Origin of the sequence: Streptomyces rhizosphaerihabitans (genome assembly GCF_025399795.1) — a bacterium.
Lineage (GTDB): Bacteria > Actinomycetota > Actinomycetes > Streptomycetales > Streptomycetaceae > Streptomyces > Streptomyces rhizosphaerihabitans.
The window spans coordinates 36,868-62,828 of sequence record NZ_JAODTZ010000046.1; the positions used below are offsets into that span (position 1 = coordinate 36,868).

The 25,961-nt window shown below is 72.2% G+C and carries 19 protein-coding genes; 12 read left to right on the forward strand and 7 right to left on the reverse strand.

Annotation, left to right across the window (positions count from 1 at the left end; genetic code table 11):
- The first annotated feature begins 71 nt into the window (after nt 1-71).
- On the forward strand, nt 72-1,166 hold the full coding sequence (locus N4G66_RS33890) for an NAD(P)H-dependent flavin oxidoreductase (protein WP_261708114.1): 1,095 nt from the start codon (nt 72-74) through the stop codon (nt 1,164-1,166).
- 105 nt (nt 1,167-1,271) lie between these two features.
- Here the strand turns inward: N4G66_RS33890 and N4G66_RS33895 are convergent, their stop codons facing one another.
- The 3 genes from N4G66_RS33895 to N4G66_RS33905 are packed head-to-tail and all read right to left on the reverse strand — an operon-like array spanning nt 1,272 to nt 3,894.
- Nucleotides 1,272-2,429: an acetyl-CoA C-acetyltransferase gene (locus N4G66_RS33895; protein WP_261708115.1), complete on the reverse strand. Its 1,158-nt coding sequence runs from the start codon at nt 2,427-2,429 to the stop codon at nt 1,272-1,274.
- Nucleotides 2,430-2,469: 40 nt separating this feature from the next.
- Complete coding sequence (locus N4G66_RS33900) at nt 2,470-3,087, reverse strand: TetR/AcrR family transcriptional regulator (RefSeq protein WP_261708116.1); 618 nt, start codon at nt 3,085-3,087, stop codon at nt 2,470-2,472.
- A gap of 15 nt (nt 3,088-3,102) precedes the next feature.
- The gene (locus N4G66_RS33905; RefSeq protein ID WP_261708117.1) at nt 3,103-3,894 is read right to left on the reverse strand and encodes an SDR family oxidoreductase; all 792 of its coding nucleotides are present in this window, start codon (nt 3,892-3,894) and stop codon (nt 3,103-3,105) included.
- A gap of 166 nt (nt 3,895-4,060) precedes the next feature.
- Here N4G66_RS33905 and N4G66_RS33910 point away from each other — a divergent pair, with 166 nt between their 5' ends.
- Entirely contained in the window at nt 4,061-5,206 is a 1,146-nt protein-coding gene (locus tag N4G66_RS33910) for an acyl-CoA dehydrogenase family protein (protein WP_261708118.1), read from the forward strand.
- Complete coding sequence (locus N4G66_RS33915) at nt 5,206-6,204, forward strand: acyl-CoA dehydrogenase family protein (protein ID WP_261708119.1); 999 nt, start codon at nt 5,206-5,208, stop codon at nt 6,202-6,204. Before N4G66_RS33910 ends, N4G66_RS33915 begins: the two co-directional genes overlap by 1 nt.
- Here the strand turns inward: N4G66_RS33915 and qcrB are convergent.
- A complete protein-coding gene (qcrB, locus tag N4G66_RS33920) occupies nt 6,179-7,894 on the reverse strand; it encodes a cytochrome bc1 complex cytochrome b subunit (RefSeq protein WP_261708120.1) in 1,716 nt (571 codons plus the stop codon). The genes N4G66_RS33915 and qcrB overlap by 26 nt on opposite strands.
- A gap of 287 nt (nt 7,895-8,181) precedes the next feature.
- Between qcrB and N4G66_RS33925 the strand changes: the two genes are divergently transcribed.
- Together N4G66_RS33925 and N4G66_RS33930 are read left to right on the forward strand one after the other, a co-directional pair.
- The gene (locus N4G66_RS33925) at nt 8,182-9,102 is read left to right on the forward strand and encodes a rhomboid family intramembrane serine protease (RefSeq protein ID WP_261708121.1); all 921 of its coding nucleotides are present in this window, start codon (nt 8,182-8,184) and stop codon (nt 9,100-9,102) included.
- Between the two features lie 271 nt (nt 9,103-9,373).
- A complete protein-coding gene (locus tag N4G66_RS33930; RefSeq protein ID WP_261708122.1) occupies nt 9,374-10,270 on the forward strand; it encodes a chitosanase in 897 nt (298 codons plus the stop codon).
- Nucleotides 10,271-10,423: 153 nt separating this feature from the next.
- Here N4G66_RS33930 and N4G66_RS33935 read toward each other — a convergent pair whose 3' ends face one another.
- The 3 genes from N4G66_RS33935 to N4G66_RS33945 all read right to left on the reverse strand — a co-directional run bounded on the left by N4G66_RS33935 (nt 10,424) and on the right by N4G66_RS33945 (nt 17,601).
- Nucleotides 10,424-11,884, reverse strand: a complete 1,461-nt coding sequence (locus N4G66_RS33935) for a glutamate synthase subunit beta (protein ID WP_261708123.1) — start codon at nt 11,882-11,884, stop codon at nt 10,424-10,426.
- Nucleotides 11,877-16,472, reverse strand: a complete 4,596-nt coding sequence (gene gltB, locus N4G66_RS33940) for a glutamate synthase large subunit (protein WP_261708124.1) — start codon at nt 16,470-16,472, stop codon at nt 11,877-11,879. Before gltB ends, N4G66_RS33935 begins: the two co-directional genes overlap by 8 nt.
- Nucleotides 16,473-16,869: 397 nt before the next feature.
- Nucleotides 16,870-17,601 carry a VIT1/CCC1 transporter family protein gene (locus N4G66_RS33945; RefSeq protein WP_261708125.1) on the reverse strand — a complete coding sequence of 244 codons (732 nt, stop codon included), beginning with the start codon at nt 17,599-17,601 and terminating at the stop codon, nt 16,870-16,872.
- A gap of 272 nt (nt 17,602-17,873) precedes the next feature.
- Here N4G66_RS33945 and N4G66_RS33950 point away from each other — a divergent pair, with 272 nt between their 5' ends.
- From N4G66_RS33950 to N4G66_RS33980, 7 genes are all read left to right on the forward strand, one after another.
- Nucleotides 17,874-18,998, forward strand: a complete 1,125-nt coding sequence (locus N4G66_RS33950) for an ADP-ribosylglycohydrolase family protein (RefSeq protein WP_261708126.1) — start codon at nt 17,874-17,876, stop codon at nt 18,996-18,998.
- A 173-nt stretch (nt 18,999-19,171) separates the two neighbouring features.
- On the forward strand, nt 19,172-20,485 hold the full coding sequence (locus N4G66_RS33955; RefSeq protein WP_391858935.1) for an ADP-ribosylglycohydrolase family protein: 1,314 nt from the start codon (nt 19,172-19,174) through the stop codon (nt 20,483-20,485).
- A 7-nt stretch (nt 20,486-20,492) separates the two neighbouring features.
- Nucleotides 20,493-21,662 (forward strand): ADP-ribosylglycohydrolase family protein, encoded by a 1,170-nt coding sequence (locus tag N4G66_RS33960; protein ID WP_261708127.1) that lies wholly within the window; start codon nt 20,493-20,495, stop codon nt 21,660-21,662.
- On the forward strand, nt 21,650-23,014 hold the full coding sequence (locus N4G66_RS33965) for an ADP-ribosylglycohydrolase family protein (RefSeq protein ID WP_261708128.1): 1,365 nt from the start codon (nt 21,650-21,652) through the stop codon (nt 23,012-23,014). The genes N4G66_RS33960 and N4G66_RS33965 overlap by 13 nt, the downstream gene beginning before the upstream one ends.
- Nucleotides 23,011-23,904, forward strand: a complete 894-nt coding sequence (rbsK, locus tag N4G66_RS33970; RefSeq protein WP_261708129.1) for a ribokinase — start codon at nt 23,011-23,013, stop codon at nt 23,902-23,904. The genes N4G66_RS33965 and rbsK overlap by 4 nt, the downstream gene beginning before the upstream one ends.
- Nucleotides 23,901-25,103 (forward strand): CaiB/BaiF CoA transferase family protein, encoded by a 1,203-nt coding sequence (locus N4G66_RS33975; RefSeq protein WP_261708130.1) that lies wholly within the window; start codon nt 23,901-23,903, stop codon nt 25,101-25,103. Before rbsK ends, N4G66_RS33975 begins: the two co-directional genes overlap by 4 nt.
- Complete coding sequence (locus N4G66_RS33980) at nt 25,100-25,939, forward strand: HpcH/HpaI aldolase/citrate lyase family protein (RefSeq protein ID WP_261708131.1); 840 nt, start codon at nt 25,100-25,102, stop codon at nt 25,937-25,939. The genes N4G66_RS33975 and N4G66_RS33980 overlap by 4 nt, the downstream gene beginning before the upstream one ends.
- Nucleotides 25,940-25,961 lie beyond the last annotated feature (22 nt).

Sequence of the window (25,961 nt, forward strand, 5' to 3'; positions counted from 1 at the left end):
GGAGTGCCCGACGAAGGCAGCGGCCCCCGGGACCGGGGCGTACCCGGTGGTTCGCGTGAGGGTGGGCGCTGATGGAGACCGCGCTGACGGTGCTCGTCGGCGTCCGGCATCCCATCGTGCAGACGGGTATGGGCTGGGTGGCGGGGCCCCGTCTGGTCTCGGCGACGGCGAACGCGGGCGCGCTGGGCATCCTGGCCTCCGCGACGATGACACTCGACCAGCTCCGCGACGCGGTGCGGGAGGTCAAGTCCCGTACGGATCAGCCCTTCGGTGTGAATCTGCGCGCCGACGCCGGGGACGCCGGCGACCGGGTACGGATCATCGTCGACGAGGGCGTGCGCGTCGCGTCGTTCGCGCTCGCCCCCTCCCGCGAGCTGATCGCCTCGCTGAAGGAGGCGGGCGTGGTCGTCGTGCCGTCCGTCGGCGCCCGGCGGCACGCCGAGAAGGTGGCCGCCTGGGGCGCCGACGCGGTGATCGTGCAGGGCGGCGAGGGCGGCGGCCACACCGGGGAGGTGGCGACGAGCGTGCTGCTGCCGCAGGTGGTGGACGCCGTGGACATCCCGGTGGTGGCGGCGGGCGGCTTCCACGACGGACGGGGGCTGGTGGCGGCGCTGGCCTACGGGGCGGCGGGCATCGCGATGGGCACGCGTTTCCTGCTGACCTCCGACTCGACCGTCCCCGACGCGGTGAAGGCGAGGTATCTGGCGGCGACGGTGAAGGACGTCACCGTGACGACGGCCGTCGACGGGCTGCCGCACCGGATGCTGCGCAGTGAGCTCGTCGACGCCCTGGAGGGGGCGGGCCGCACCAGAGCCCTCGTCCAGGCCGTGCGTCACGCGGCCGGGTTCCGGCGGATATCCGGCCTGTCCTGGTCCCGGATGATCCGCGACGGCCTCGCCATGAAACACGGCAGGGACCTGTCCTGGAGTCAGGTCCTGCTCGCCGCCAACACCCCGATGCTCCTCAAGTCGTCGATGGTGGACGGCCGGACGGATCTCGGCGTGATGGCGTCGGGACAGGTCGCGGGAGTGATCGAGGATCTCCCGTCCTGCGCGGAACTGGTCGAGCGGGTGATGGCCGAGGCCCTCGCGGCACTCGACTCCCTACCCCGCGCGGGCGACCGGGCCCTCACGGCACCGGATGCCGCCGCGGGCCCGGACGGGTGAGCGCCCGGGCGGCCGGGGCCCGCTCACCCTGCCGCACGCCTCGGCCGCCCTGCCCGGTGTACGGGGGCCCCGCCCTCGGACGCCGCAGGGGTGGGAGGCCGGCACTCAGAGCCGCTCGATGATCGTCACATTCGCCTGGCCGCCGCCCTCGCACATCGTCTGGAGTCCGAACCGGCCGCCGGTGCGCTCCAGTTCGTGCAGCAGGGTCGTCATCAGCCGCACACCCGTGGCGCCGAGCGGGTGGCCCAGCGCGATCGCGCCGCCGTTGACGTTGACCTTCTCCGGGTCGGCGCCGGTCTCCTTGAGCCAGGCGAGGACGACCGGGGCGAACGCCTCGTTGATCTCGACGAGATCGATGTCGCCGATGGACATGCCGGTCTTCTTCAGGGCGTACGCGGTGGCCGGGATGGGGGCCGAGAGCATCCGGATGGGGTCCTCGCCGCGCACCGAGAGGTGGTGCACGCGGGCACGGGGGGTCAGGCCGTGTTCGCGGACCGCCCGTTCGGAGGCGAGCAGCATCGCGGCGGCGCCGTCGGAGACCTGGGAGGAGCAGGCGGCGGTGATGGTGCCGCCCTCGACGACGGGGTTCAGGCCGGCCATCTTCTCCAGGGTGGTGTCCCGGCGGGGTCCTTCGTCGACGGTGACCTCCCCGAACCGTACGGTCTCGCGGTCGAAGCGGCCCTCGTCGGCGGCGCGGATCGCCCGCTGGTGGGAGCGGAGGGCGAACTCCTCCTGGTCGCGGCGGCTGATGCCCCATTTGGCGGCGATGAGTTCGGCGCCGTGGAACTGGTTGACGGGGCGGTCGCCGTAGCGGGTGCGCCAGCCCTCGCTGCCCGCGAAGGGTCCCTCGGTGAGGCCGAGGGGTTCGGCGGCCTGGCGGGAGGCGAAGGCGATGGGTATCTGGCTCATGTTCTGCACGCCGCCCGCGACGACCAGGTCCTGGGTACCGGACAGGACGCCCTGGGCGGCGAAGTGCACGGCCTGCTGGGAGGACCCGCACTGGCGGTCGACGGTGACCCCCGGCACCTCCTCGGGCAGTCCGGCCGCCAGCCAGCTGGTGCGGGCGATGTCCCCGGCCTGCGGTCCGACCGTGTCCAGGCAGCCGAGGACGACGTCCTCGACTGCTGCCGGGTCCACGCCTGACCGTTCGACCAGTGCGCTGAGCACGTGCGCGCCGAGGTCGGCCGGGTGGACCCCGCTCAGCCCTCCCCTGCGCCGCCCGACGGGCGTGCGGACCGCTTCGACGATGTAGGCCTCGGCCATGACGACTCCCTTGCGGACGTGGGTGGTTCGCGTGGTTCGCTTACGGCTCCTCGCGGACGGAGATGCCGTCGAGCACCATCGACAGGTACTGCCGGGCGATCTCCTCCGGGCTGTGCTGACCGCCGGGCCGGTACCAGGAGGCGGCGACCCACACGGTGTCGCGCACGAACCGGTAGGTGAGGCGGATGTCGAGGTCGGCCCGGAAGACCTCGGCGTCGACTCCGCGTTCCAGGGTGCTCAGCCACGCCTTCTCGAAGTTGCGCTGGGATTCGGCGAGGAAGGCGAAGCGCTGCTGTGCGGCCAGGTGCCGGGCCTCCTTCTGGTAGATCGCGACGGCCGCGCGGTGCCGGTCGATCTCCCGGAAGGACTCGGTGACCAGGGCCTCCAGGGTTTCCCGGGGGCCGAGTCCGGCGTCCAGGACGGTGTCGTAGCCGTCCCAGAGCTCGTCGAGGAAGGTCCGCAGGATCTCCTCCAGCATCGATTCCTTGGAGTCGAAGTGGTAGTAGAGGCTGCCCGCGAGCATCCCGGCCTCGTCCGCGATCTTGCGTACGGTGGTGGCGTTGTAGCCCTGTTCGGCGAACACCTCGGCGGCGGTGCCGAGCAGTTCACGGCGGCGCTCCGGGGTGGCGGTCACCTGGGGCTTCTTCTTGGTAGGCACACGGTCATTCTCGTCCTAGGCGTGCTGGCTGCTCACGGACACGACCTCGCCGGTCAGATACGAGGAGTAGCCGGAGGCGAGGAACACGATCACGTTGGCCACCTCCCAGGGTTCGGCGTACCGGCCGAAGGCCTCGCGGGCGGTCAGTTCCTCCAGCAGTTCGGGGGTGGTGACCTTCACCAGGTGGGGATGCATGGCGAGGCTGGGCGAGACGGCGTTGACCCGGACCCCGTACGCGGCGGCCTCGACCGCGGCGCAGCGGGTGAGCGCCATGACGCCCGCCTTCGCGGCGGCGTAGTGGGCCTGTCCGGACTGGGCGCGCCAGCCGACGACGGAGGCGTTGTTGACGACGACTCCGCCGTCGCCCCGCTCCTTGAGCCGTCGCAGTGCCGCCCGGGTGCAGCGGAACGTGCCGTTCAGTGTCACGTCGAGGACCTTCGACCACTGCTCGTCGGTCATGTCGACGAGGGGGGAGGTGCCGCCGAGGCCGGCGTTGTTGACGACGATGTCCAGTCGGCCGTGGAGGCCTGTGGCGGTGTCGAAGAGGGCCTGGACCTGGTCCTCTTCGGTGACGTCGCAGGGCAGTGCGGCGACGTTCGCGGCGCCGAACTCCGCGGCCAGGGTCTCGGCGGTCTCCTTGAGCCGGCGGCTGTGCGCGTCGCTGATCAGGACGCGCGCGCCCTCCTCCAGGAACCGGCGTGCCGTGGCCCCGCCGATGCCCGCGCCCGCCGCGGCGGTGATGACGGCGGTGCGGCCCTTCAGCAGCCCGTGCCCGGGTACGTACGCCGGACTCTCGACGTCGCTCATGACCCCAAGCTAACCTACCAAACACTTGTTAGGGAAGCTTGGAGTCACCCCGAAGCCCCACGCCGCAGCCGCACACCGCAGCCCGAAGCCCCACGCCGAAGCCCCGGAGGCCACCGCCGACCCGGGGCACACCGCCTCCGGAGCCCACCGCCGAAAGGTGCCGTCGATGGATCTCACCCGCTCCCCCGCCGACGAGGCGTTCCGTGCCGAGGCCCGCGGCTGGCTGGACACCCATGTCCCGGCGACTGCCCTGCCCTCGCTGGAGACCGCGGAGGGCTTCGCCGCGCATCGCGCGTGGGAGGCCGAACTGGCGGCGGACCGCTGGTCGGTGGTGTCGTGGCCGACGGCGTACGGCGGCCGGGACGCGGACCTCGTGCGCTGGCTGGCCTTCGAGGAGGAGTACCACGCGGTGGGCGCGCCGGGCCGGGTCGGGCAGAACGGCATCAGCCTCCTCGCGCCGACCCTTTTCGACCACGGCACCCCGGAGCAACGAGAGCGGGTGCTGCCGCCGATGGCGACGGGCGAGGTGGTCTGGGCGCAGGCGTGGTCCGAGCCGGAGGCGGGTTCGGACCTGGCCTCGCTGACCTCGCGGGCCGTGCGCGCGGACGGCGGCTGGCGCTTGAGCGGACAGAAGACCTGGTCGTCGCGGGCCGCGTTCGCCGACCGCGCCTTCGGCCTGTTCCGCAGCGAGCCGGGTCTGCCGAGGCCCCACCAGGGTCTGACGTATCTGATGTTCGACCTGAGCGCGCCGGGCGTCACGGTCCGCCCCATCGGGCGCCTGGACGGCAAGCCCGCCTTCGCGGAGCTGTTCCTGGACGAGGTGTTCGTCCCCGACGAGGACGTGATCGGCGAGCCGGGGCAGGGCTGGCGGGTGGCGATGTCGACGGCGGGCAACGAACGCGGTCTGACGCTGCGTTCGCCGGGCCGCTTCCTGGCCGCCGCCGACCGGCTGGCCGCGTTGTGGCACGCGCACGGCGACCCCTTCGACTCGGCCCTGCGCGACCGGGTGGCCGACGCGGTGATCGGCGCCCGCGCCTACCAGCTCTTCACGTACGCCAACGCCTCCCGGTTCCTCGAAGGCGAGGGCATCGGCCCGGAATCCAGCCTGAACAAGGTGTTCTGGTCGGAGCTCGACATCGCGCTGCACGAGACGGCCCTCGATCTGCTGGGCGCCGAGGGCGAGCTGGCGGACACCGAGTGGTCCGAGGGGCATGTCTTCTCGCTCGCGGGCCCCGTCTACGCGGGCACCAACGAGATCCAGCGCGACATCATCGCCGAGCGGCTGCTCGGCCTCCCGAAGGGCCGCCGCTGATGCGCTTCCTCCTCGACGCCGAACAGCGCGCCTTCGCCGCCTCCCTGGACGCGATGCTGACGTCCGCGGACACACCGTCGGCCGTACGGGCCTGGGCCCGCGGCGATCACGGGCCCGGCCGGGCCCTGTGGTCGCGGCTCGCCGACGCGGGGGTCTTCGCACTGGCCGTCCCGGAGGCGTACGAGGGGGTGGGCCCGCTCCCCGTCGAACTGGCGGTCGCGTTCATCGAGTTGGGGCGGCATGCGGTTCCGGGTCCGGTGGTGGAGACGGTCGCCGCGGCCGCCCTGCTGAGCGAGCTGGGCGAGCTGGGCGCGTCGGGTCCGGCCAAGCGGCTGCTGCCGGGGCTGGCCTCCGGCGAGAGCGTCGCCACGCTCGCCCCGGCCGACGGGTACGCGCTCGACGCGGACGCGGCGACGGTGCTGCTCGTGGTGGACGGCGACGGTCTGCGGCTCGCGCCGGGCCACGATCCGGTACGGGCGTCCGTGGACCGGGCCCGGCGGCTCGCCCGGCCGGAGGCGGGCGGCGAACTCCTGGCCGCGGGACCGCAGGTCACCCGCGCCGCGAGCCGGGCCCTGGCCTGGGCCCGGCTCGCCACCGCCGCCCAGGCCCTCGGGGTCGGCCTCGCGCTCCTCGACCGGACCGTCGCATACGTCAAGCAGCGCACCCAGTTCGGTGTTCCCGTCGGCTCGTTCCAGGCGGTCAAGCACCGGCTCGCCGACGCGATGATCGCCCTGGAGTTCGCGCGCCCGCTGCTGTTCGGGGCCGCGCTGTCGATGGCGCCGGCGGACGTGGCCGCCGCGAAGGCCACGGCGGGCGAGGCCGCGTACACCACCGCCCGGACGGCGTTGCAGCTGCACGGCGCGATCGGCTACACGGCCGAGTACGACCTGTCCCTCTGGTTCACCAAGGCCCGCGCCCTGCGCACGGCCTGGGGCACCCCGGCCGAGTGCAGGGCCGAGGCGCTGGCCGGTCTCAGTGGTGCTCGTCCCCGCTCGTGAGCTCCCGGTACTCCTCGGCCGTCGGCTTCGGGATCCGGGCGCCGGGTCCGTACAGGGCGCGCGCCAGCCGGGCGCGCAGCCTTCGGGCGGGGCCGACCCGGCGGACCACACCGTTCGCGTCGACGAGCGGGCCCACCTCGTAGGGCGGCGCCTGTTCGTGCTGGGTGAGGGTGAACCGCTGTGCCGGGGTGAGCGGTTCGTGGACCTCGACGTACTCGCCGTGCGGCAGGAGTTTGATGGTGCCGGACTCGCGGCCGTGCAACACCTTTTCCCGGTCGGCGCGTTGCAGCCCCAGACAGATCCGTTTCGTGACGACGTAGGCGAGTGCGGGCCCGGCGAAGACGGCGACGCGGACGAACCAGGTGATCGCGTTGATCGACAGATGGAAGTGGGTGGCCCACAGGTCGTTGCCGCCGCCGACCAGCAGGACGGCGTACAGCGTCAGCCAGGCGACGCCGAGCGCGGTGCGGGTGGGCACGTTGCGCGGCCGGTCCAGGATGTGGTGCTCGCGCTTGTCGCCGGTGACCCATGCCTCGATGAACGGGTAGACGGCGATGGCGGTCATGATGAGCGGGAAGAGCGAGAAGGGGATGAAGACGCCCAACTGGAGTGTGTGGCCGAGGGCGTTGATCTCCCATCCCGGCATCACCCGGATCAGCCCTTCGGAGAAGCCGAGGTACCAGTCGGGCTGGGCGCCGGTGGTCACCAGGTCGGGCCGGTAGGGCCCGAAGGCCCACACGGGGTTGACGGTGGCGATCGCTCCCATGATCGCCAGGACCCCGAAGACCAGGAAGAAGAAGCCGCCGGCCTTGGCCATGTAGACGGGCATGAACGGCATGCCGACGACCGACTTCTGGTCGCGTCCGGGCCCCGGGTACTGCGTGTGCTTGTGGTAGAAGACCAGGATCAGATGGGCGACGACCAGTCCCAGCATGATGCCCGGCAGCAGCAGGACGTGGATGGGGAAGAACCTCGGGATGATGTCGTGCCCCGGGAACTCCCCGCCGAACAGGAAGAAGGAGATGTACGTCCCCACGACCGGGATCGACAGGATGGCGCCCTGGGCGAAGCGGACGCCGGTGCCGGAGAGCAGGTCGTCGGGGAGCGAGTAGCCGGTCAGGCCGGTGATGAGGCCGAGCATCAACAGGGTCCAGCCGAACAGCCAGTTGACCTCGCGCGGCTTGCGGAACGCGCCGGTGAAGAACACCCGCATCATGTGCACGAGCATCCCGGCGAGGAAGACGAGCGCCGCCCAGTGGTGGATCTGCCGGATCAGCAGTCCGCCGCGCACGTCGAAGCTGATGTCGAGCGTGGACTCGTACGCCCGCGTCATGATGATGCCGTTCAGCGGCCCGTACGAGCCGTGGTAGACGACCTCGACGCCGCTCGGCTCGAAGAACAGGGTGAGATAGACGCCGGTGAGGATCAGGACGAGGAAGCTGTAGAGGCAGACCTCGCCCAGCATGAACGACCAGTGGTCCGGAAAGACCTTGCGCATATTGGCCTTGGCCAGCGTGTACACGCCCAGCCGTCCGTCGGCCCAGTCGGCGAGCCGCTCGCCCTTGCCGGTCTCGGCCGCGCGGCGGGCCCGCGTGGTCCCCGTACGGCCGGCCTCCGGAATCCCGCTCCCGGGGGCTCCGTTCGCCGGAGTTCCCGCGGTCCGGCCGGAGTCGGTCCCTCGTGCGCCCATATGCCGCTCCCCTCGGCCCACCAGGGTGGCACGCCGCCTCGCCCAAGCCAACGGGGCGTCACAGGTGGAGTGTTGGGATGATCGATGCCCGCGGCTCGGACGGTTGCGGCCATGCGGTGCTCCGGTCGCGCGAGGGTGCGGAACGCCGGGGTCGCGTCAGCGTGCCGGCCGGCCGGTGCGCGCACGGACCCTGCCGTTCCCCTCCGGCCGGAGTGTCGCTATTTTGATCTTCGCCGTCCCCACCGGCTCACCGTTACCCCGTACCCGTGCGTTCCGAGGAGCCGGCCGTGGAGTCCGAGTCCGCTGTCACCACTTGCTACCGCCACCCCAAGGTGGAGTCGCATGTGCGCTGCACCCGCTGCGACCGTTTCATATGCCCGAGCTGTATGCGCGAGGCGGCCGTCGGCCATCAGTGCGTGGAGTGCGTGAAGGAGGGCGCGAAGTCCGTCCGGCAGGCCCGCACGGCCTTCGGCGGGCGGATCTCGACGGTGCCCGCGGTGACGTACGCCCTCATCGGCCTCAATCTGCTGGCCTACCTGGCCGAACTGCTGCGCTCGTCGGTCGTGGACCGGTTCGAGATGCTCGGCGCGGGTCTGGTGGACGGGGACGGGATCCACTATCTCTGGGACGCCGTGCACTCCCCGGACTACCACGCGGAAGGCCTGGTCAACGGCGAGTGGTACCGGCTGCTGACCGGGGCGTTCCTGCATCTGCCGCCCACCGAGGGCACCTTCGGCATCGCTCACATCGCGATGAACATGTTCGCGCTGTGGAACATCGGCCGGACCGTCGAGGCCCAGCTCGGCCGGGTCCGCTACCTCGCCCTGTATCTGCTGTCGGCGCTCGGCGGCTCGGTCCTCGTGCTGCTGATCGCACCGGACGAGCACACGGTCGGCGCGTCGGGCGCGATCTTCGGCATCGGCGCCGCGTACTACGTGATGGCACGCCGGCTCGGCACGGACATGGGGGGCGTCAACCGCTTCATGGGCGGCCTGCTGATCTGGCTGCTGATCTCGGCGGGGCTCACGTCCTGGCAGGGCCACCTGGGCGGCCTGCTGGCGGGCGGGGCCGTGACGGCGGCCTTCGCGTACGCTCCCCGCAACCGCTGGCGGGCACCGATCCAGGCGGCCGTGTGCGTGGGGCTTCTCGCATTGCTGGTGGTCCTGGCGGTGCTGAAGGTGTCGGCGCTGAGGAACGGCTCCGTGTAGCACGAGACGGACGGCGGGCGCGGCCGCCGCGGCGCGGGCTGCAGGAAGGGGCGCGGGACGGGCAACAGCCCCTGCCTGCACCCGTGTCCGGTCCCGCGCGGGCTGTCCGCGGGCCCTGCCGGCGACGCCGGGCCTTGCGGTGCCCCGGGCGGCCGGCGGGTCGCGTCCCCGGGCCGCGCACGCGTGCCGCCCTTGAGGGGCACAGACGTGCTGTACCCGTACGGCACCTCGGCCTGTCCGTCCGCACGTCGTCCCTGCGTACCCTTGCGTCATGAAACGTGCGGGTTGCCTGTTGTTCGCCGTCGCCCCCGTGCTGGTGACGGCGACGGTCTACTTCGCCACGCCCGAGCACACGGCCACCGCCGACGCCAAGGGCCCGGCGTCCGTGTCGCGGAAGGCCCGCGAGAAGGACTCGGCCAATGCCGAGCGGAAGGCCGACGGCGAGGTCGCCGACGCGCCGCCCGGCCTGGCGGCTCCGGACAGGAAGGAGCTGGCCCAGGAGATCGTGGCGAGTGCCGAGAACTCCACGCTGAAGTGGCACGAGGCGTACGCCTACGTCGAGGACATCGGTGACGGCCAGGGGTACACGGCGGGCATCATAGGCTTCTGCACCGGCACCCACGACCTGCTCACTCTGGTCGAGCGTTACACCGAGGAGCACCCGGACAACGGGCTCGCCCGCTTCCTCCCGGCCCTGCGCAAGGTCGACGGCACGGACTCCCACGAGGGCCTGGACCCGGGCTTTCCCGCGGCCTGGCGCCGCGAGGCCGCCCTCGCCGCGTTCCGCGAGGCCCAGGACCACGAACGCGACAGCGTCTACTTCGACCCCGCCGTCCGGCTCGCCAAGCTCGACGGGCTCGGCACGCTCGGCCAGTTCATCTACTACGACGCCATGGTGATGCACGGTCCCGGCACCAGCGCCGACGGCTTCTACGGGCTGCGCGAGCGCGCCGTGCGCGAGGCGAACCTCCCGTCCGAGGGCGGCGACGAGAAGGCGTACCTCGACATCTTCCTGGACATCCGCCGCGAGGCGATGAAGGCCAAGGACCCCCAGCGCGACACCACCCGCATCGACACCGCCCAGCGGCAGTTCCTCCATGACGGAAACCTCGACCTGCACACACCGCTGCGGTGGAAGGTGTACGGCGAGACCTACCGCGTGCCGTAGGCGGGAGAAGCCCGCGGGCATGCGGCGGCGCCTGCCAGGTCGTCCGGTCGGGGACAGTGAGGCAGGCGCCGTCTCGTGTTCCGCACGCCTTTGTGCGGGACGATTTCGGGTGACCGTCAGGTCACTCGTTCAAGGGGTCGGACCGTTTCGGGGTCAGACCATCAGCGAGCGGTCCGTCGGACGGATCGGGGCCGGCAGATCGCTCGCTCCGGTGAGGAAGCGGTCGACACCGCGGGCGGCCGAACGGCCCTCCGCGATGGCCCAGACGATGAGGGACTGGCCGCGGCCCGCGTCACCGGCGACGTACACGCCGGGAACGTTGGTCGCGAAGTCGGCGTCGCGGGCGATGTTGCCGCGCTCGTCGAGCTCCAGACCGAACTGGGAGACCACGCCGTTCTCGACGTCCGTGCCGGTGAAGCCCATCGCCAGCGTCACCAGCTGGGCGGGGATCTTGCGCTCCGTGCCCGGCTTCTGGTTCAGCTTGCCGCCGGTGAACTCTACCTCGACCAGGTGCAGCCACTGGACGTTGCCGTCCTCGTCGCCCTCGAAGTGGGTGGTGTTGACGGAGTAGACCCGCTCACCGCCCTCCTCGTGCGCGGAGGTGACCTTGTAGAGCATCGGGAACGTCGGCCAGGGCTGACCCGGGTTCCGCTCCTCGCCCGGCCGCGGCATGATCTCCAGCTGGGTGACCGAGGCCGCGCCCTGGCGGTGGGCGGTGCCCACGCAGTCCGCGCCCGTGTCACCGCCGCCGATGACCACGACGTGCTTGCCCTCGGCGGTGATCGGGGGCGCCACGTAGTCGCCCTCCTGCACCTTGTTGGCCAGCGGCAGGTACTCCATGGCCTGGTGGATGCCGCTCAGCTCCCGCCCGGGGACGGGGAGGTCACGGGCGGTCGTCGCACCGGCGGCGATGACCACGGCGTCGTACCGCTTGCGCAGGTCCGTCGCCTTGAGGTCGCGGCCGATCTCGATGCCCGTGCGGAAGCGGGTGCCCTCCGCGCGCATCTGCTCGATGCGGCGGTTGATGTGCCGCTTCTCCATCTTGAACTCGGGGATGCCGTAGCGCAGCAGGCCGCCGACGCGGTCGGCGCGCTCGTACACCGCGACCGTGTGACCGGCGCGCGTGAGCTGCTGGGCGGCGGCGAGACCGGCGGGGCCGGAACCGATGACCGCGACGGTCTTGCCCGACAGGCGCTCGGGGATCTGCGGGGCGACATCGCCCGTGTCCCACGCCTTGTCGATGATCGAGACCTCGACGTTCTTGATGGTCACGGCGGGCTGGTTGATGCCGAGCACACACGCCGACTCGCACGGGGCGGGGCACAGCCGGCCCGTGAACTCCGGGAAGTTGTTCGTGGCGTGCAGCCGCTCGGAGGCGGCCTGCCAGTCCTCGCGGTAGGCGTAGTCGTTCCACTCGGGGATCAGGTTGCCCAGCGGACAGCCGTTGTGGCAGAACGGGATGCCGCAGTCCATGCAGCGCGAGGCCTGCTTGGAGATGATCGGGAGCAGCGAGCCCGGAACGTAGACCTCGTTCCAGTCCTTGAGGCGCTCCTCGACCGGCCGGGACCTGGCGACCTCACGGCCGTGGTTCAAAAAGCCCTTGGGATCAGCCATTGGTCGCCGCCTCCATCATCTTCTCGGTGATCTCGGACTCGTTGAGTCCGGCTCGCTCGGCGGCGTCCTTGGCGGCGAGCACTGCCTTGTACGTGCTGGGAATGATCTTGCTGAAGCGCTCCACGGCCACGGGCCACTCGGCGATCAGCTTCTCGGCGACCGTCGAGGCGGTCTCCTCCGCGTGCCGGCGCACGACGTCGTGCAGCCACTGCTTGTCGGTGTCGTCGAGTTCCTCGACGGCGTCCACGTTGCCGATGTTCACGTTGTCGCGGTCGAGGTCGATCACGTACGCGACACCGCCGGACATGCCGGCCGCGAAGTTGCGGCCCGTCTCGCCGAGGACGACCGCGCGACCGCCGGTCATGTATTCGCAGCCGTGGTCGCCCACGCCCTCGGAGACCACCGTCGCGCCGGAGTTGCGGACGCAGAAGCGCTCGCCGGTGCGGCCGCGCAGGAAGAGCTCGCCGCCCGTCGCGCCGTACGCGATGGTGTTGCCCGCGATGGTCGAGTACTCGGCGAGGTGGTCGGCGCCCCGGTCGGGACGGACGATCACCCGGCCGCCGGAGAGACCCTTGCCGACGTAGTCGTTGGCGTCGCCCTCCAGGCGCAGCGTGACGCCGCGCGGCAGGAAGGCGCCGAAGGACTGGCCCGCCGAGCCCGTGAAGGTGATGTCGATGGTGTCGTCGGGCAGGCCCGCGCCACCGAACTTCTTCGTCACCTCGTGGCCGAGCATGGTGCCGACCGTGCGGTTGATGTTGCGGATCGCGACCTGGGCGCGGACCGGCTGGGCGTCGGTCGCGGAGTCGGCGGCGAGCGCGTCGGCGGCGAGCTTGATGAGCTCGTTGTCGAGCGCCTTCTCCAGGCCGTGGTCCTGCTCGATGACCTGGTGCAGCGCCGCGCCCTCGGGCAGTTCGGGCACGTAGAAGAGCGGGGTCAGGTCCAGGCCCTGCGCCTTCCAGTGGGTGACGGCGCGCTCCACGTCGAGGTTCTCGGCGTGGCCGACGGCCTCTTCGATGGTGCGGAAGCCGAGCTCGGCGAGGATCTCGCGGACCTCTTCGGCGATGAACTTGAAGAAGTTGACGATGTACTCGGCCTTGCCGGCGAACCGCTCGCGCAGCACCGGGTTCTGGGTGGCGATGCCGACCGGGCAGGTGTCCAGGTGGCAGACGCGCATCATGACGCAGCCGGAGACGACGAGCGGCGCGGTCGCGAAACCGAACTCTTCGGCGCCGAGCAGCGCGGCGATGACGACGTCGCGGCCGGTCTTGAGCTGGCCGTCGGTCTGCACGACGATGCGGTCGCGCAGACCGTTGAGCAGCAGGGTCTGCTGGGTCTCGGCGAGGCCGAGCTCCCAGGGGCCGCCCGCGTGCTTGAGGGAGGTCAGCGGGGAGGCGCCCGTTCCGCCGTCGTGGCCGGAGATGAGGACGACGTCCGCGTGGGCCTTGGAGACACCGGCGGCGACCGTGCCGACGCCGACCTCGGAGACCAGCTTCACGTGGATGCGGGCCTTCGGGTTGGCGTTCTTGAGGTCGTGGATCAGCTGAGCCAGGTCCTCGATGGAGTAGATGTCGTGGTGCGGCGGCGGGGAGATCAGACCGACACCCGGGGTGGAGTGACGGGTCTTGGCCACCCACGGGTAGACCTTGTGGCCGGGCAGCTGGCCGCCCTCGCCGGGCTTGGCGCCCTGGGCCATCTTGATCTGGATGTCGTCGGCGTTGACGAGGTACTCGCTGGTCACGCCGAAGCGGCCGGACGCCACCTGCTTGATGCTGGAGCGGCGGGCCGGGTCGTACAGCCGGTCCGCGTCCTCGCCGCCCTCACCGGTGTTGGACTTGCCGCCCAGCTGGTTCATGGCGATGGCGAGGGTCTCGTGCGCCTCCTTGGAGATGGAGCCGTACGACATGGCGCCGGTCGAGAAGCGCTTGACGATCTCGGAGACGGGCTCGACCTCGTCGAGGGAGATCGAGGGCCGGTCCGAGGTGAAACCGAACAGGCCGCGCAGCGTCATCAGACGCTCGGACTGCTCGTTCACACGGCCCGTGTACTTCTTGAAGATCTCGTAGCTGCCCGAGCGCGTCGAGTGCTGGAGGCGGAAGACCGTCTCCGGGTCGAACAGGTGGGGCTCGCCCTCGCGGCGCCACTGGTACTCGCCGCCTATGTCCAGGGCGCGGTGTGCGGGCGCGATGCCGGAGGCCGGGTAGGCCTTGGCGTGCCGGGCGGCGACCTCCTTGGCGATGACGTCGAGGCCGGCTCCGCCGATCTTGCTGGCCGTGCCGTTGAAGTACTTCTCGACGAAGGCCTTCTCCAGGCCGACGGCCTCGAAGACCTGGGCGCCGCGGTAGGAGGCGACGGTCGAGATGCCCATCTTGGACATGACCTTCAGGACGCCCTTGCCGAGGGCGTAGATCAGGTTGCGGATGGCCTGCTCGGGCTCGATGCCCTGGAGGAAGGTGTCGGCGCGGGCCAGGTCCTCGACGGACTCCATGGCCAGGTACGGGTTGACGGCCGCGGCGCCGAAGCCGATGAGCAGGGCGACGTGGTGGACCTCGCGGACGTCTCCGGCCTCGACCAGCAGGCCCACCTGGGTGCGCTGCTTGGTGCGGATGAGGTGGTGGTGGACGGCCGCGGTGAGCAGCAGAGAGGGGATCGGCGCGTGCTCGGCGTCGGAGTGACGGTCCGACAGGACGATCAGCCGGGCGCCGTTCTCGATGGCGGCGTCGGCCTCGGCGTAGATCTCCTCGATGCGGGCGGCGAGGGATTCGCCGCCGCCGGAGACCCGGTACAGGCCGGACAGCGTCGCTGCCTTCATGCCGGGCATGTCGCCGTCGGCGTTGATGTGGATGAGCTTGGCCAGCTCGTCGTTGTCGATCACCGGGAAGGGCAGGGTGACGCTGCGGCAGGAGACGGCCGTCGGCTCCAGCAGGTTGCTCGCCGGACCGAGGGAGGAGCGCAGGGAGGTGACCAGTTCCTCGCGGATCGCGTCCAGCGGCGGGTTGGTGACCTGTGCGAAGAGCTGGGTGAAGTAGTCGAACAGCAGACGCGGGCGCTGCGAGAGCGCGGCGATCGGCGAGTCGGTGCCCATCGAACCGATCGGCTCGGCGGCGGCCTTGGCCATCGGCGCGAGGATGATCCGCAGTTCCTCCTCGGTGTAACCGAAGGTCTGCTGGCGGCGGGTGACCGAGGCGTGGGTGTGCACGATGTGCTCACGCTCGGGCAGGTCGGAGAGTTCGATTTCGCCGGCTTCCAGCCACTCCGCGTAGGGCTTCTCGGAGGCGAGGCCGGCCTTGATCTCGTCGTCCTCGATGATGCGGTGCTCGACGGTGTCGACGAGGAACATCTTGCCGGGCTGGAGGCGGCCCTTGCGGACGACCTTGGCGGGGTCGATGTCGAGGACGCCGACCTCGGAGCCGAGGACGACGAGGCCCTCGTCGGTGACCCAGTAGCGGCCGGGGCGCAGTCCGTTGCGGTCGAGGACCGCGCCGACCTGGCTGCCGTCGGTGAAGGTGACGCAGGCGGGACCGTCCCAGGGCTCCATCATCGTGGAGTGGAACTGGTAGAAGGCCCGCCGGGCCGGGTCCATGGAGTCGTGGTTCTCCCACGCCTCCGGGATCATCATCAGCACGGAGTGCGGGAGCGAGCGGCCGCCGAGGTGCAGGAGTTCGAGCACCTCGTCGAAGGAGGCCGAGTCGGAGGCGTCCGGTGTGCAGACGGGGAAGATCCGCTGCAGCTTGTCGTTGTCCCCGAACAGGTCCGAGGCGAGCTGGGACTCGCGGGCGACCATCCAGTTGCGGTTGCCCTTGACCGTGTTGATCTCGCCGTTGTGCGCGACGAAGCGGTACGGGTGGGCGAGCGGCCAGCTCGGGAAGGTGTTGGTGGAGAACCGGGAGTGCACGAGCGCGATCGCGGAGGCGAAGCGGCGGTCGGACAGGTCCGGGAAGAAGGGCTCCAGCTGGCCGGTGGTCAGCATGCCCTTGTAGACGATGGTCCGCGCGGACAGCGAGGGGAAGTAGACCCCGGCCTCGCGCTCGGCGCGCTTGCGCAGCACGAACGCGGTGCGGTCGAGGTCGATGCCCTGGCTCGCGCCGTCGCCGACGAAGATCTGGTGGAAGGCCGGCATCGTCGAGCGGGCGGTGGCGCCGAGGAGTTCGGGGGCGACCGGGACCTCGCGCCAGCCGAGGACGGTGAGGCCCTCTTCGGCGGCGATCGTCTCGATGCGTGAGACGGCGTCGGCCGTGCCGTCCTCGGGGAGGAAGGCGATGCCCACCGCGTACGCGCCGGCTGCGGGAAGTTCGAAACCGGCCACCTCGCGGAAGAAGGCGTCCGGGACCTGGGAGAGGATGCCCGCGCCGTCGCCCGAGTCGGGCTCGGAGCCGGTGGCACCGCGGTGTTCCAGGTTCCGCAGAACGGTGAGCGCCTGCTCGACCAGCGCGTGGCTCGCCTCGCCGGTGAGGGTGGCCACGAAGCCGACGCCACAGGCGTCGTGCTCGTTGCGGGGGTCGTACATACCCTGCGCAGCAGGGCGAGCATCCATGAAGGACCACTTCTGGTCGTTCGTGGAATGCTGGGACGGCTGGCGCGGCGTACGCATCGGCTCTCCCGTCGTCGTCGGGGCGGGGGGTCCCTCCCAGGCCCTTGGGGCTCAGGGGGGAGACATCTGCCGAGGGACGACGTTGGCCCTCTGTTGGTGCAAAATTTCGTGCAGGTTACATGATGGAGCGATTCTCGGGAACCGGATACTCCGTTCCAACATGCGGACACCACGGGGTCGCGGCGGGGTACCGCGCTCGGCGGTGGAAGGTATGGGGACCTAAGCGGACAGATCAATGACCGTCGGCCCGGTTCGCGGCAGAGATCGTGATCCACCGCGAGAAGTGCGGAGCAGGCGTCATTGCCTGCGGCGCTTACGGCTCATGCCCAGTGGTTAAGGAATCGAAACCGCCGGGTAACGACTACTTATGCAGTCCCTTGCATAGGTGATCGAGGCCTCATCCTACGGCCGCACCGAACAGACTGCCCAGGGCGTACGTCACACCCGCCGCGGCGCCACCGAGAGCGAGCTGCCGCAGCCCGCTGAACCACCAGGACCGCGCGGTCACCTTGGCCACGACGGCACCGCACGCGAAGAGCCCGAGCGTCGCGAGCAGCAGCGCCGGCCACAGCACGGTCGCGCCCAGCAGATACGGCAGTACGGGGAGCAGGGCGCCGAGCGCGAAAGAGCCGAAGCTGGACACGGCGGCGACGGCCGGGGAGGGCAGGTCGCCGGGGTCTATACCGAGTTCCTCGCGCGCGTGGATCTCCAGGGCCTGCTCGGGATCGCGGGAGAGCTGCCGGGCCACCTCCTGGGCCAGCTCGGGATCGACCCCGCGGGCCTCGTACAGCGCGGCCAGCTCGCGCTCCTCGTCCTCGGGGTGCTTGCGCAGCTCGCGCCGCTCGACATCGAGTTCCGCCTCGACGAGCTCGCGCTGCGAGGCGACGGAGGTGTACTCGCCGGCGGCCATCGAGAAGGCGCCGGCGGCGAGGCCCGCGAGTCCGGTGATGACGATCGTCTGCTGGGAGACGGACCCGCCGGCGACGCCGGTCATCAGGGCGAGGTTGGAGACCAGGCCGTCCATCGCGCCGAACACCGCCGGGCGCAGCCAGCCGCCGTTCACATCCCGGTGGGTGTGGTTGTCGCGGTGCGCCACGTGCAGCGTCGCCTCGGTCTCGATGATCGCCATGCGGGTCCCCCAGCGTGCTTGATTGGACTGTTTCCACTTTTTGACAACTACGAAAGTACGCCTCGAAATTCCCCGCCGCCAGCAAGGAAAGGCTGGGCTAACCTGCGCTTTTACCTGTTAGCGCTCATCCGTGGCATGTCATGCACATATGTCGACCGGGTGACAGTGAGGCCCGTAAGGCTCCTGTCAACCGCCAAGGTGGGACAGATGCGCAAAGGGTTCCGCGCGCCGCACTCCGCGCTCCGGCAGGGGCCCTGAGAGGAGAGGCACGTATGGCTTCCATCGCCTGCATTCCCTCGGCCCCGGCATCCGGGAACGCCGCCGGTCTCCGCGACCGGGCCCGCGGCGCACTGCTCGGACTCGCCGTCGGGGACGCGCTGGGCGCCCCCGCCGAGAACATGCTGCCGTCGGAGATCCGCGCCAAGTGGGGCCGGATCACCGGGTACGTCGCCGAGCACCCGGCCGGAACGGACGACACCGAGTACGCGATCTTCTCCGGGCTGCTGCTGGCCCGGCACGGCTCGGCGCTGACCGTGGCCCACGTCGAGTCGGCCTGGCACCAATGGATCGCGGACCGTGACGAGGGACCGTTCCGCGGTGCCGGATTCAGCGAGCGGGGCACGCTGGAGAACCTGCGCAGGGGGCTCGCGGCGCCCATCTCCGCCCAGCACCGGCACGCCTGGAGCGACGGTCTCGCCATGCGCGCGGCGCCCTTCGGCGTCTTCGCGGCGGGCCGGCCCGCCGAGGCGGCCCGGCTCGTGGCGATCGACGGCTCGGTGAGCCACGAGGGCGAGGGCATCTACGGCGGTCAGGCGGTCGCGGCGGGGGTCGCCGCCGCGATGGCGGGCGCTCCCACCATCGCGGTCGTGGCCTCCGCCCTGGCCGTCGTCCCGGACGACTCCTGGACGGCCCGCTCGCTGCGCCGCGCGGTCGCGGTGGCGCACCGCGGCGAACGGGCGGTGCGCTCGGCGGTGGTGATCGGCGGCTACCCGTGGACCGACCTGGCGCCCGAGGCCGTGGCCCTCGCCTTCGGCGCGTACGCGGCGGCGGACGGGGCGTTCACCGAGTCGGTCCTCACCGCGGTGAACATGGGCCGCGACGCCGATACGACAGCCGCGGTGGCCGGAGCGCTGGCCGGCGCGACCAGGGGGGTGTCCGCGATCCCCGCCGAGTGGGCGGCTGCCATCGGACCGGCGCGCGGCAGCTGCCTCCCCTCGATGGAGGGCCACCACATCCTGGACGTGGCGGAACTCCTGACCCCGGAGAACGGGGAGAAGTGGGGCGCCGGGGGGCGCGTACCGCCCGCCCCCGAGACGTACGCGGTTCCGGACGCGTACGCCCTCTCCGGCGCGGACGCGTTCGAGGCGCCCGCCGATGACCCCGGGGCAGGCCGGTGAGCCCCGGCCTGGCCGGCGACGAGCCCGGCGACCGCACAGGCGAGGGCGCCGCCTCGGCGACACCCGCCGAACCGATGGCACCCGGCACGGGGCCGCCCCCCGAGGGCGCCGAGCCGGTTGCGCCCGGCCCGACGGGCGAGCCGAGGCCACTCGGCAGGACGGCCGGAGCGGGGATGCCCGGCGGGACGGCCGGGGCTGGGGCGCTCGGCGGGACGGCCGGAGCTGGGGCGCTCGGGACGGTGGGCGGGGGCGTTTCAGTCGGTGGGGCGGGCGGATTCGGGGTGGGCGGTGACGGGGTGCGGCGGGCACGGGGAGTCGTTCCGGTGGAGGGGCCCGTGAGGGCGGGGGTGCGGCGGATCGAGGGGCTGCTGCTCGGGCTGGCCGCGGGGGATGCCGCGGGATGGCCCGCCGCACGTCACCGGGCCGCGCGGATGCCCGAGTGGACCCGGCGGCTGACCCGCGAGCTGGACACCTTCGCGGAGCAGAACGCGACGACGACCCTGCCTGTACCGATCGCGCTGAACCAGCCGCCGGAACCGTTGAGGCTCGGCCCCTCGGACGACGCCGAGTGGGCGGCGTTCGCGGCCGAGGCCGTGCTGCGGGCCGGGGAGACCACGGCACTCGGCGACCTGAGCCTCGAACGCAGGATGCGCGCGTCCATCGACCTGTCCTGGAACGCCGTCGCCAGCGAGGTCGCCGCCGCGGCCGACCGCGCCCCCGAGGTCGAGTCCGCCCTGCTCCCGCTGCGCGCCCGGATCTCCGTACGCGCCGGACTCGGCAACCTCGCCACCGGTCTGCGCCCGCCCGCCACCGGCCACGACAACCCCCACTACTTCGACGACGCGGCCTGCGTACGGGCCTGCGTCCTCGCCGTGGCGTACCCGGGAGACCCCCGGCTCGCCGCGGAACTCGCCGAGTTCGACGCCCGCTACACCCAGGACGGCGACGGTGTGCACGGCGCCCGCGCGATGGCCGCGGCGGTGGCGCTCGCCCTCGCCGGGCACGGCGTCGACACCTGCGTGGAGGCGGCCCTCGCCGAACTGCCCGCCGCGACGGAGATCGGCCGCAACGCCCGGCACGCCCTCGCGCTGGCAGCGGGCAGCGAGAGCACCTTCGCCCTGGTCCCCCTGCTGGAGCACCAGATCGTCGACCACGTCTACAGCTACGGCATCGCGGCCGCCGAGACCGTCCCCGTCGCCCTGGCCCTGGCCGCCGCCGCGCGCGGCCGGATCGCCGAGGCCGTGCCCTCGGCCGCGTGCCTGTCCCGGGTCGCCGACTCGGCCCCCGCCCTGGCCGGCGCGCTCACCGGGGCGCTCGGCGGCGCCACCGCGATCCCCGCCTCCTGGCGCGACGCCTGCCGCACCCTGTCCGGCTGCGCCCTGCCCCGGCTGACCGGGACGGATCTCATCGGGCTCGCCGAACTCCTGGAGGCCGCAGGACTCGCCGACCCACTCGATTCCCCGGAACTTGCGGCCCCAGAGGGATGATTCGGGCATGACGCCCAAAGGAGAAGGAACGGGAACCCTCGACGAACGGATCAACGGAGCCCTCGTCGGAGCCGCCGTCGGCGACGCCCTCGGCGGCCCCGTCGAGGGGTACTCCCCCGAGCAGATCACCGAACGCCACGGCGGCCGCGTGCACGGCGTCGTCGGCCCCTGGAACGGCGACGACTGGCCCACCGCCCGCCCCATCGCCCCGTACCACAAGGGCGACGGACACGTCACCGACGACACCCTGATGACCCATGCGCTGGTACGGGTGTACGCCACCGTCCGCGACCACCTCGACGCCTACGCCGTCGCCGGGCACCTGGTCCCCGACCTGATGACGACCCCCCGCTGGATTCCGGAGCTGGAGGCCGAGGCGCTCCCCCTCCAGCGGATCTTCCTCGCCGAGAAGTGGCTGGTCGCCCGCCTCCACTACGGCCATGTGGACCCCCGGGAGGCCGGCTCCGGCAACATCGTCAACTGCGGTGCCGCGATGTACATGGCCCCGGTCGGCCTGGTCAACGCGGCGAACCCGGCGGGCGCGTACGCCGAGGCGCTCGACATCGCGGGCGCCCATCAGTCCTCGTACGGGCGCGAGGCCGCGGGCGTCTTCGCGGCGGCGGTGGCGGCGGCCTGCTCACCCGGCGCGACCCCCGACTCGGTCGTGGCCGCGTGTCTGTCGCTGGCCAAGGACGGCACCCGCGCCGCCGTCGAGGCGGTCTGCGAAGTCGCCTCCCGCCACACGGACTTCGAGTCGGCGCTTCTCCCGCTGCGCCGGGCGGTGGCCCCGTACGACACGGTCGGCCCCGACTACCGCTCCCCCTCCCTCGGCGCCCGCCGCCCCTCCCGGCTCCACTCCATCGAGGAACTCCCCGTCGCGCTCGGCATGTTGCTGGTGTCGGGCGGCGACTTCCGGCACGCGGTCCTGGGTTCGGTCAACTACGGCCGCGACTGCGACTCCATCGCCACCATGGCGGGCGCCCTCGCGGGCGCGCTGGGCGGCGAGGTCCCGCACGACTGGGCCAAGGCGGTGGCCGAGTCCAGCCGGCTCGACCTGGACGCCCCGGCGCGTACGCTCGCCGAGGTGACCCGGGAGATCTTCGGCCGCGACGTCCACCGCCGCCGGACCCACGAGGCGGCGTACGCCGCGCTGGCGGGAACACCGTGCTCCGACTGACCTGGGTCCAGCCCGAGGACCTCCTCGGGCACGAACTCCACCAGGCCGTCCAGGACGGCCGCGAGCCGGCCCGCGTCGCCGCCCGCTGGCACGCGGCAGGCGGCAGGCAGGCCCCGCTGCACGCGGGCGCGTCGGCGACCCCGGCCTCGCCGTCCCTGCGCCGCCTCGCGGCCGACCTCCTCGACGAACTCGCCGCCCTGCCCGGCAGGCTGGCGGACGACGAACCGACGGATCTGGCACTGATCAAGGCCCAGTGCCCCGCCTGGCCGCCCCCGCGGTACGCGCCGGTGCCCGCGCCCGACCGGGCCCGCCTGGAAACGGCCTGGCTCGGCCGGGCCGTGGGCTGTCTGCTGGGCAAACCCGTGGAGAAGCTCCCCCTCGACGGGATCCGGGCACTCGCCGGAGCCTCCGGCAACCGGCCCCTGCGCACCTGGTTCACCGCGCGGGGTGTACCCCGGGAGCTCCTGGACGCCCACCCCTGGAACCGGCGCTCCGCAGCCACCTCCCTGGCCGAGAACATCGACGGCATGCCGGAGGACGACGACCTCAACTACCCGCTCCTGAACCTCCTGTTGCTCCAGCGGTACGGCCGGGACTTCACCACCGCGGACGTGGCCCGCCTCTGGCTGGACGAACTCCCCGCCGGCCGCACCTTCACCGCGGAGCGTGTCGCGTACCGCAACCTCCTCAGCGGCGTCGAGCCGCCGGACACCGCCCGCCGTCACAACCCGTTCCGCGAGTGGATCGGCGCCCTGATCCGAGCGGACGTGCACGGCTGGACCAACCCGGGCGACCCTGCGGGGGCGGCGGAACAGGCGTACCGCGACGCCACCCTCACCCACACGGCCAACGGCGTCTACGCGGCCATGTTCACGGCCGCCGCCATCGCCGAGGCAGCCACCGCGTCAAGTGACGTCCACGCCTGTCTGCGCACCGGACTGAGAGTCGTCCCGCCCGGCTCCCGGCTGGCCCGAGCGGTCCGCCACGCCGTCCGGCTCGCCCGTACGACACCGGACTTCGACACGGTCGTCGACGAACTGCACGCCGCCCACCGCGACTGCCACTGGGTCCACGCCGTCCCCAACACCGCGCTGATCGCCGCCGCCCTCACCCACGCCGACGGTGACTTCAGCGGCTCGATCTGCCGCGCGGTGTCCGGCGGTCTGGACACCGACTCGAACGGCGCGACGGCCGGAAGCATCGCCGGTCTGCTCACGGGCGACCCCACCGGACTGCCCGACCGCTGGACGGCCCCCCTCAAGAACCGGCTCGCCACCTCCGTCGCCGACTTCAACGGCATCGGCTTCGACGCCCTCGCCCACCTCACACAACGGGAGACCGTTCGCCCATGACCCATATCGCCGTGCTCGGCAGCACGAACATGGACCTCGTCGCGTATGTCGCCAAAGCCCCACAGCGCGGAGAGACCGTCACGGGACGGGAATTCCGTACGATTCCCGGCGGCAAGGGCGCCAACCAGGCGGTCGCCGCCGCGCACGCGGGCGCCGACGTCTCCCTGGTCGGCGCGGTGGGCGCCGACTCCTTCGGCAGCCAACTCCGTTCCACGCTGGAGCACTTCGGCGTGAACACCGACCATCTGCGCACCACCGAGGGCCCGTCCGGCACCGCGCACATCGTGGTGGACGACGAGGGCAGCAACGCGATCGTCGTCATCCCCGGCGCCAACGGCACCGTCACCTCCCTCGCTCCCGGCGACGAGGGCCTCATCGCCAGCGCCGACGCGCTTCTCCTCCAGCTCGAAATCCCGCTGGAAGCCGTGCTCGCCGGCGCGGAGGCCGCCCGCCGGCACGGCGTCCGGACGATCCTGACCCCGGCCCCCGCACAGTTCCTGTCACCCCAACTGCTGTCCACCATCGACCTGTTGGTGCCCAACCAGCACGAGGCCGCCGCACTCACCGGCTTCACCGACCCGCGCGGGGCCGCCGCCGCGCTGCTCGAACAGGTCCCCGAGGTCGTCGTCACGCTGGGCGCGGAGGGCAGCCTGTACGCGGCCCGGGGCGCCGAACCCATCACGGTGCCCGCGCCCAAGGTGACCGCCGTCGACTCCACCGGCGCGGGCGACACCTTCGTCGGCACCCTCGCGGTGGCGCTCGCCGAGGGCCGGGAGATGTCGGAGGCCATGGTGTGGGCGTCGGCGGCCGCCTCGGTGTCGGTGCAGCGGCACGGGGCGACGTCCTCGATGCCGTACCGCTCCGAGATCGACACCCAGGCCGGCGCATGAGCGGGCCCAGCGAGGGCGGCTCCCTCGCCGGCCTGCGCGTCCTCGACCTCGCGACCCTGTTCGCCGGGCCGCTCGCCGCCACCCTGCTCGGCGACTTCGGCGCGGAGGTCGTCAAGGTCGAACACCCCGCCCAACCGGACCCGTCCCGCGGACACGGCCCCTCGAAGGACGGCATCGGCCTGTGGTGGAAGCTCCTCGGCCGCAACAAGCGCACGATCACACTCGACCTGTCGAAGCGCGGCGGCCGCGAGACCCTGCTCCGGCTCGCCGCCGAAGCCGACGTGATCATCGAGAACTTCCGGCCGGGCACCCTGGAGAAGTGGGACCTCGGCTGGGAAGAGCTGTCCGCGGCCAACCCCCGGCTGGTCCTCGCCCGGGTCACCGCCTTCGGCCAGTTCGGCCCGTACGCACACCGCCCCGGCTTCGGCACGCTCGCGGAGGCGATGAGCGGCTTCGCGGCGATCACCGGCGAGCCGGACGCACCGCCGACCCTCCCGCCGTTCGGTCTGGCCGACTCGATCGCCGGACTGGCGACGGCGTACGCCGTGCTGACCGCGCTGGCCGCGCGCGAGCGCACCGGCGAGGGCCAGGTGATCGACATGGCGATCATCGAGCCGATCCTGACCGTCCTCGGTCCGCAGCCGATCTGGTACGACCAGCTGGGCCATGTCCAGCCCCGCACCGGCAACCGCTCGGCGAACAACGCGCCCCGCAACACCTATCGCACGGCGGACGGTTCCTGGGTCGCGGTCTCGACGTCGGCGCAGTCGATCGCCGAACGGGTGATGCGGTTGGTCGGCCGCCCGGACGTGATCGACGAACCCTGGTTCGCGACCGGCGCGGACCGCGCCCGCCACGCCGACGTCCTGGACGGGGCGGTCGGCGCGTGGATCGCCTGCCGCAAGCAGGACGAGGTCCTCGCCGCCTTCGAGGAGGCGGAGGCGGCGATCGCCCCCGTCCAGGACGTCCGGGACGTCATGACCGACCCGCAGTACCAGGCCCTGGACACGGTCACCACCGTCGACGACCCCGAACTGGGACCGCTGCGCATGCAGAACGTCCTCTTCCGGCTCTCCGCCACGCCCGGCGCGATCCACTGGGCGGGCCGCCCGCACGGCGCGGACACCGACGCCGTGCTCACCGAGCTCGGCCTGACGGGGCCCGAGATCGAGGCACTGAGAGCGGAGGGCGCGCTGTGACCGCGGACCTCCTGCCCCTCACCTGGCTGTACGCGCCGGGTGACCGTCCCGAGGTGGTGGCCAAGGCCCTGGCCTCGGGCGCGGACGTCGTCCTCGTCGACCTGGAGGACGCGGTCGCCCCGCACCGCAAGGAGTACGCCCGCTCCGCCACCGCCGACCTGCTCACCGAATTGCCGCCCGTCCCGGTGCACGTCCGGGTCAACGCCCTCGACGGCCCCTTCGCCGACGCCGATCTGAAGTCGCTCTCGTCGCTCCCGGGCCTGTCCGGTCTGCGGCTGCCGAAGGTGACCTCGCGCTCCGACGTCGTACGGGTGGCTGAGAGCGCGACCCCCGCGGAGGGCAGCGCGGTCCCGCTCTATGCCCTGCTGGAGACGGCTCTCGGCGTGGAGCAGGCCTTCGCGATCGCTTCCTCCCATCGCGCTCTGCGCGGGATCTCGCTCGGCGAGAGCGATCTGCGGGCCGATCTCGGTGTCCGCGACGAAGCGGGCCTCGACTGGTCCCGGGCCCGCCTGGTCGTGGCCGCCCGAGCGGCCGGACTGCCCCCGCCGGTCCAGTCGGTCTACCCCGACATCCGCGACGTGGAGGGCCTGGCCTCGTCCTGCGCGCACGGCCGCGCCCTCGGCTTCCTCGGACGCGCGGCGATCCATCCCCGCCAGCTCCCCATCATCGAACGGGCCTACCTCCCCACCCCTGCCGAGGTCGACTCCGCCGAGGCCGTCATCCGGGCGGCCGCCGCCGATCCGGGCGCCCAGGCCCTGCCGGACGGCCGTTTCGTCGACGCGGCGGTGGTCACGGGCGCCCGCCGCACCCTCGCCCTCGCACAGCGCCTGGCCTGAGACGACACGAACCGGGGCGCCA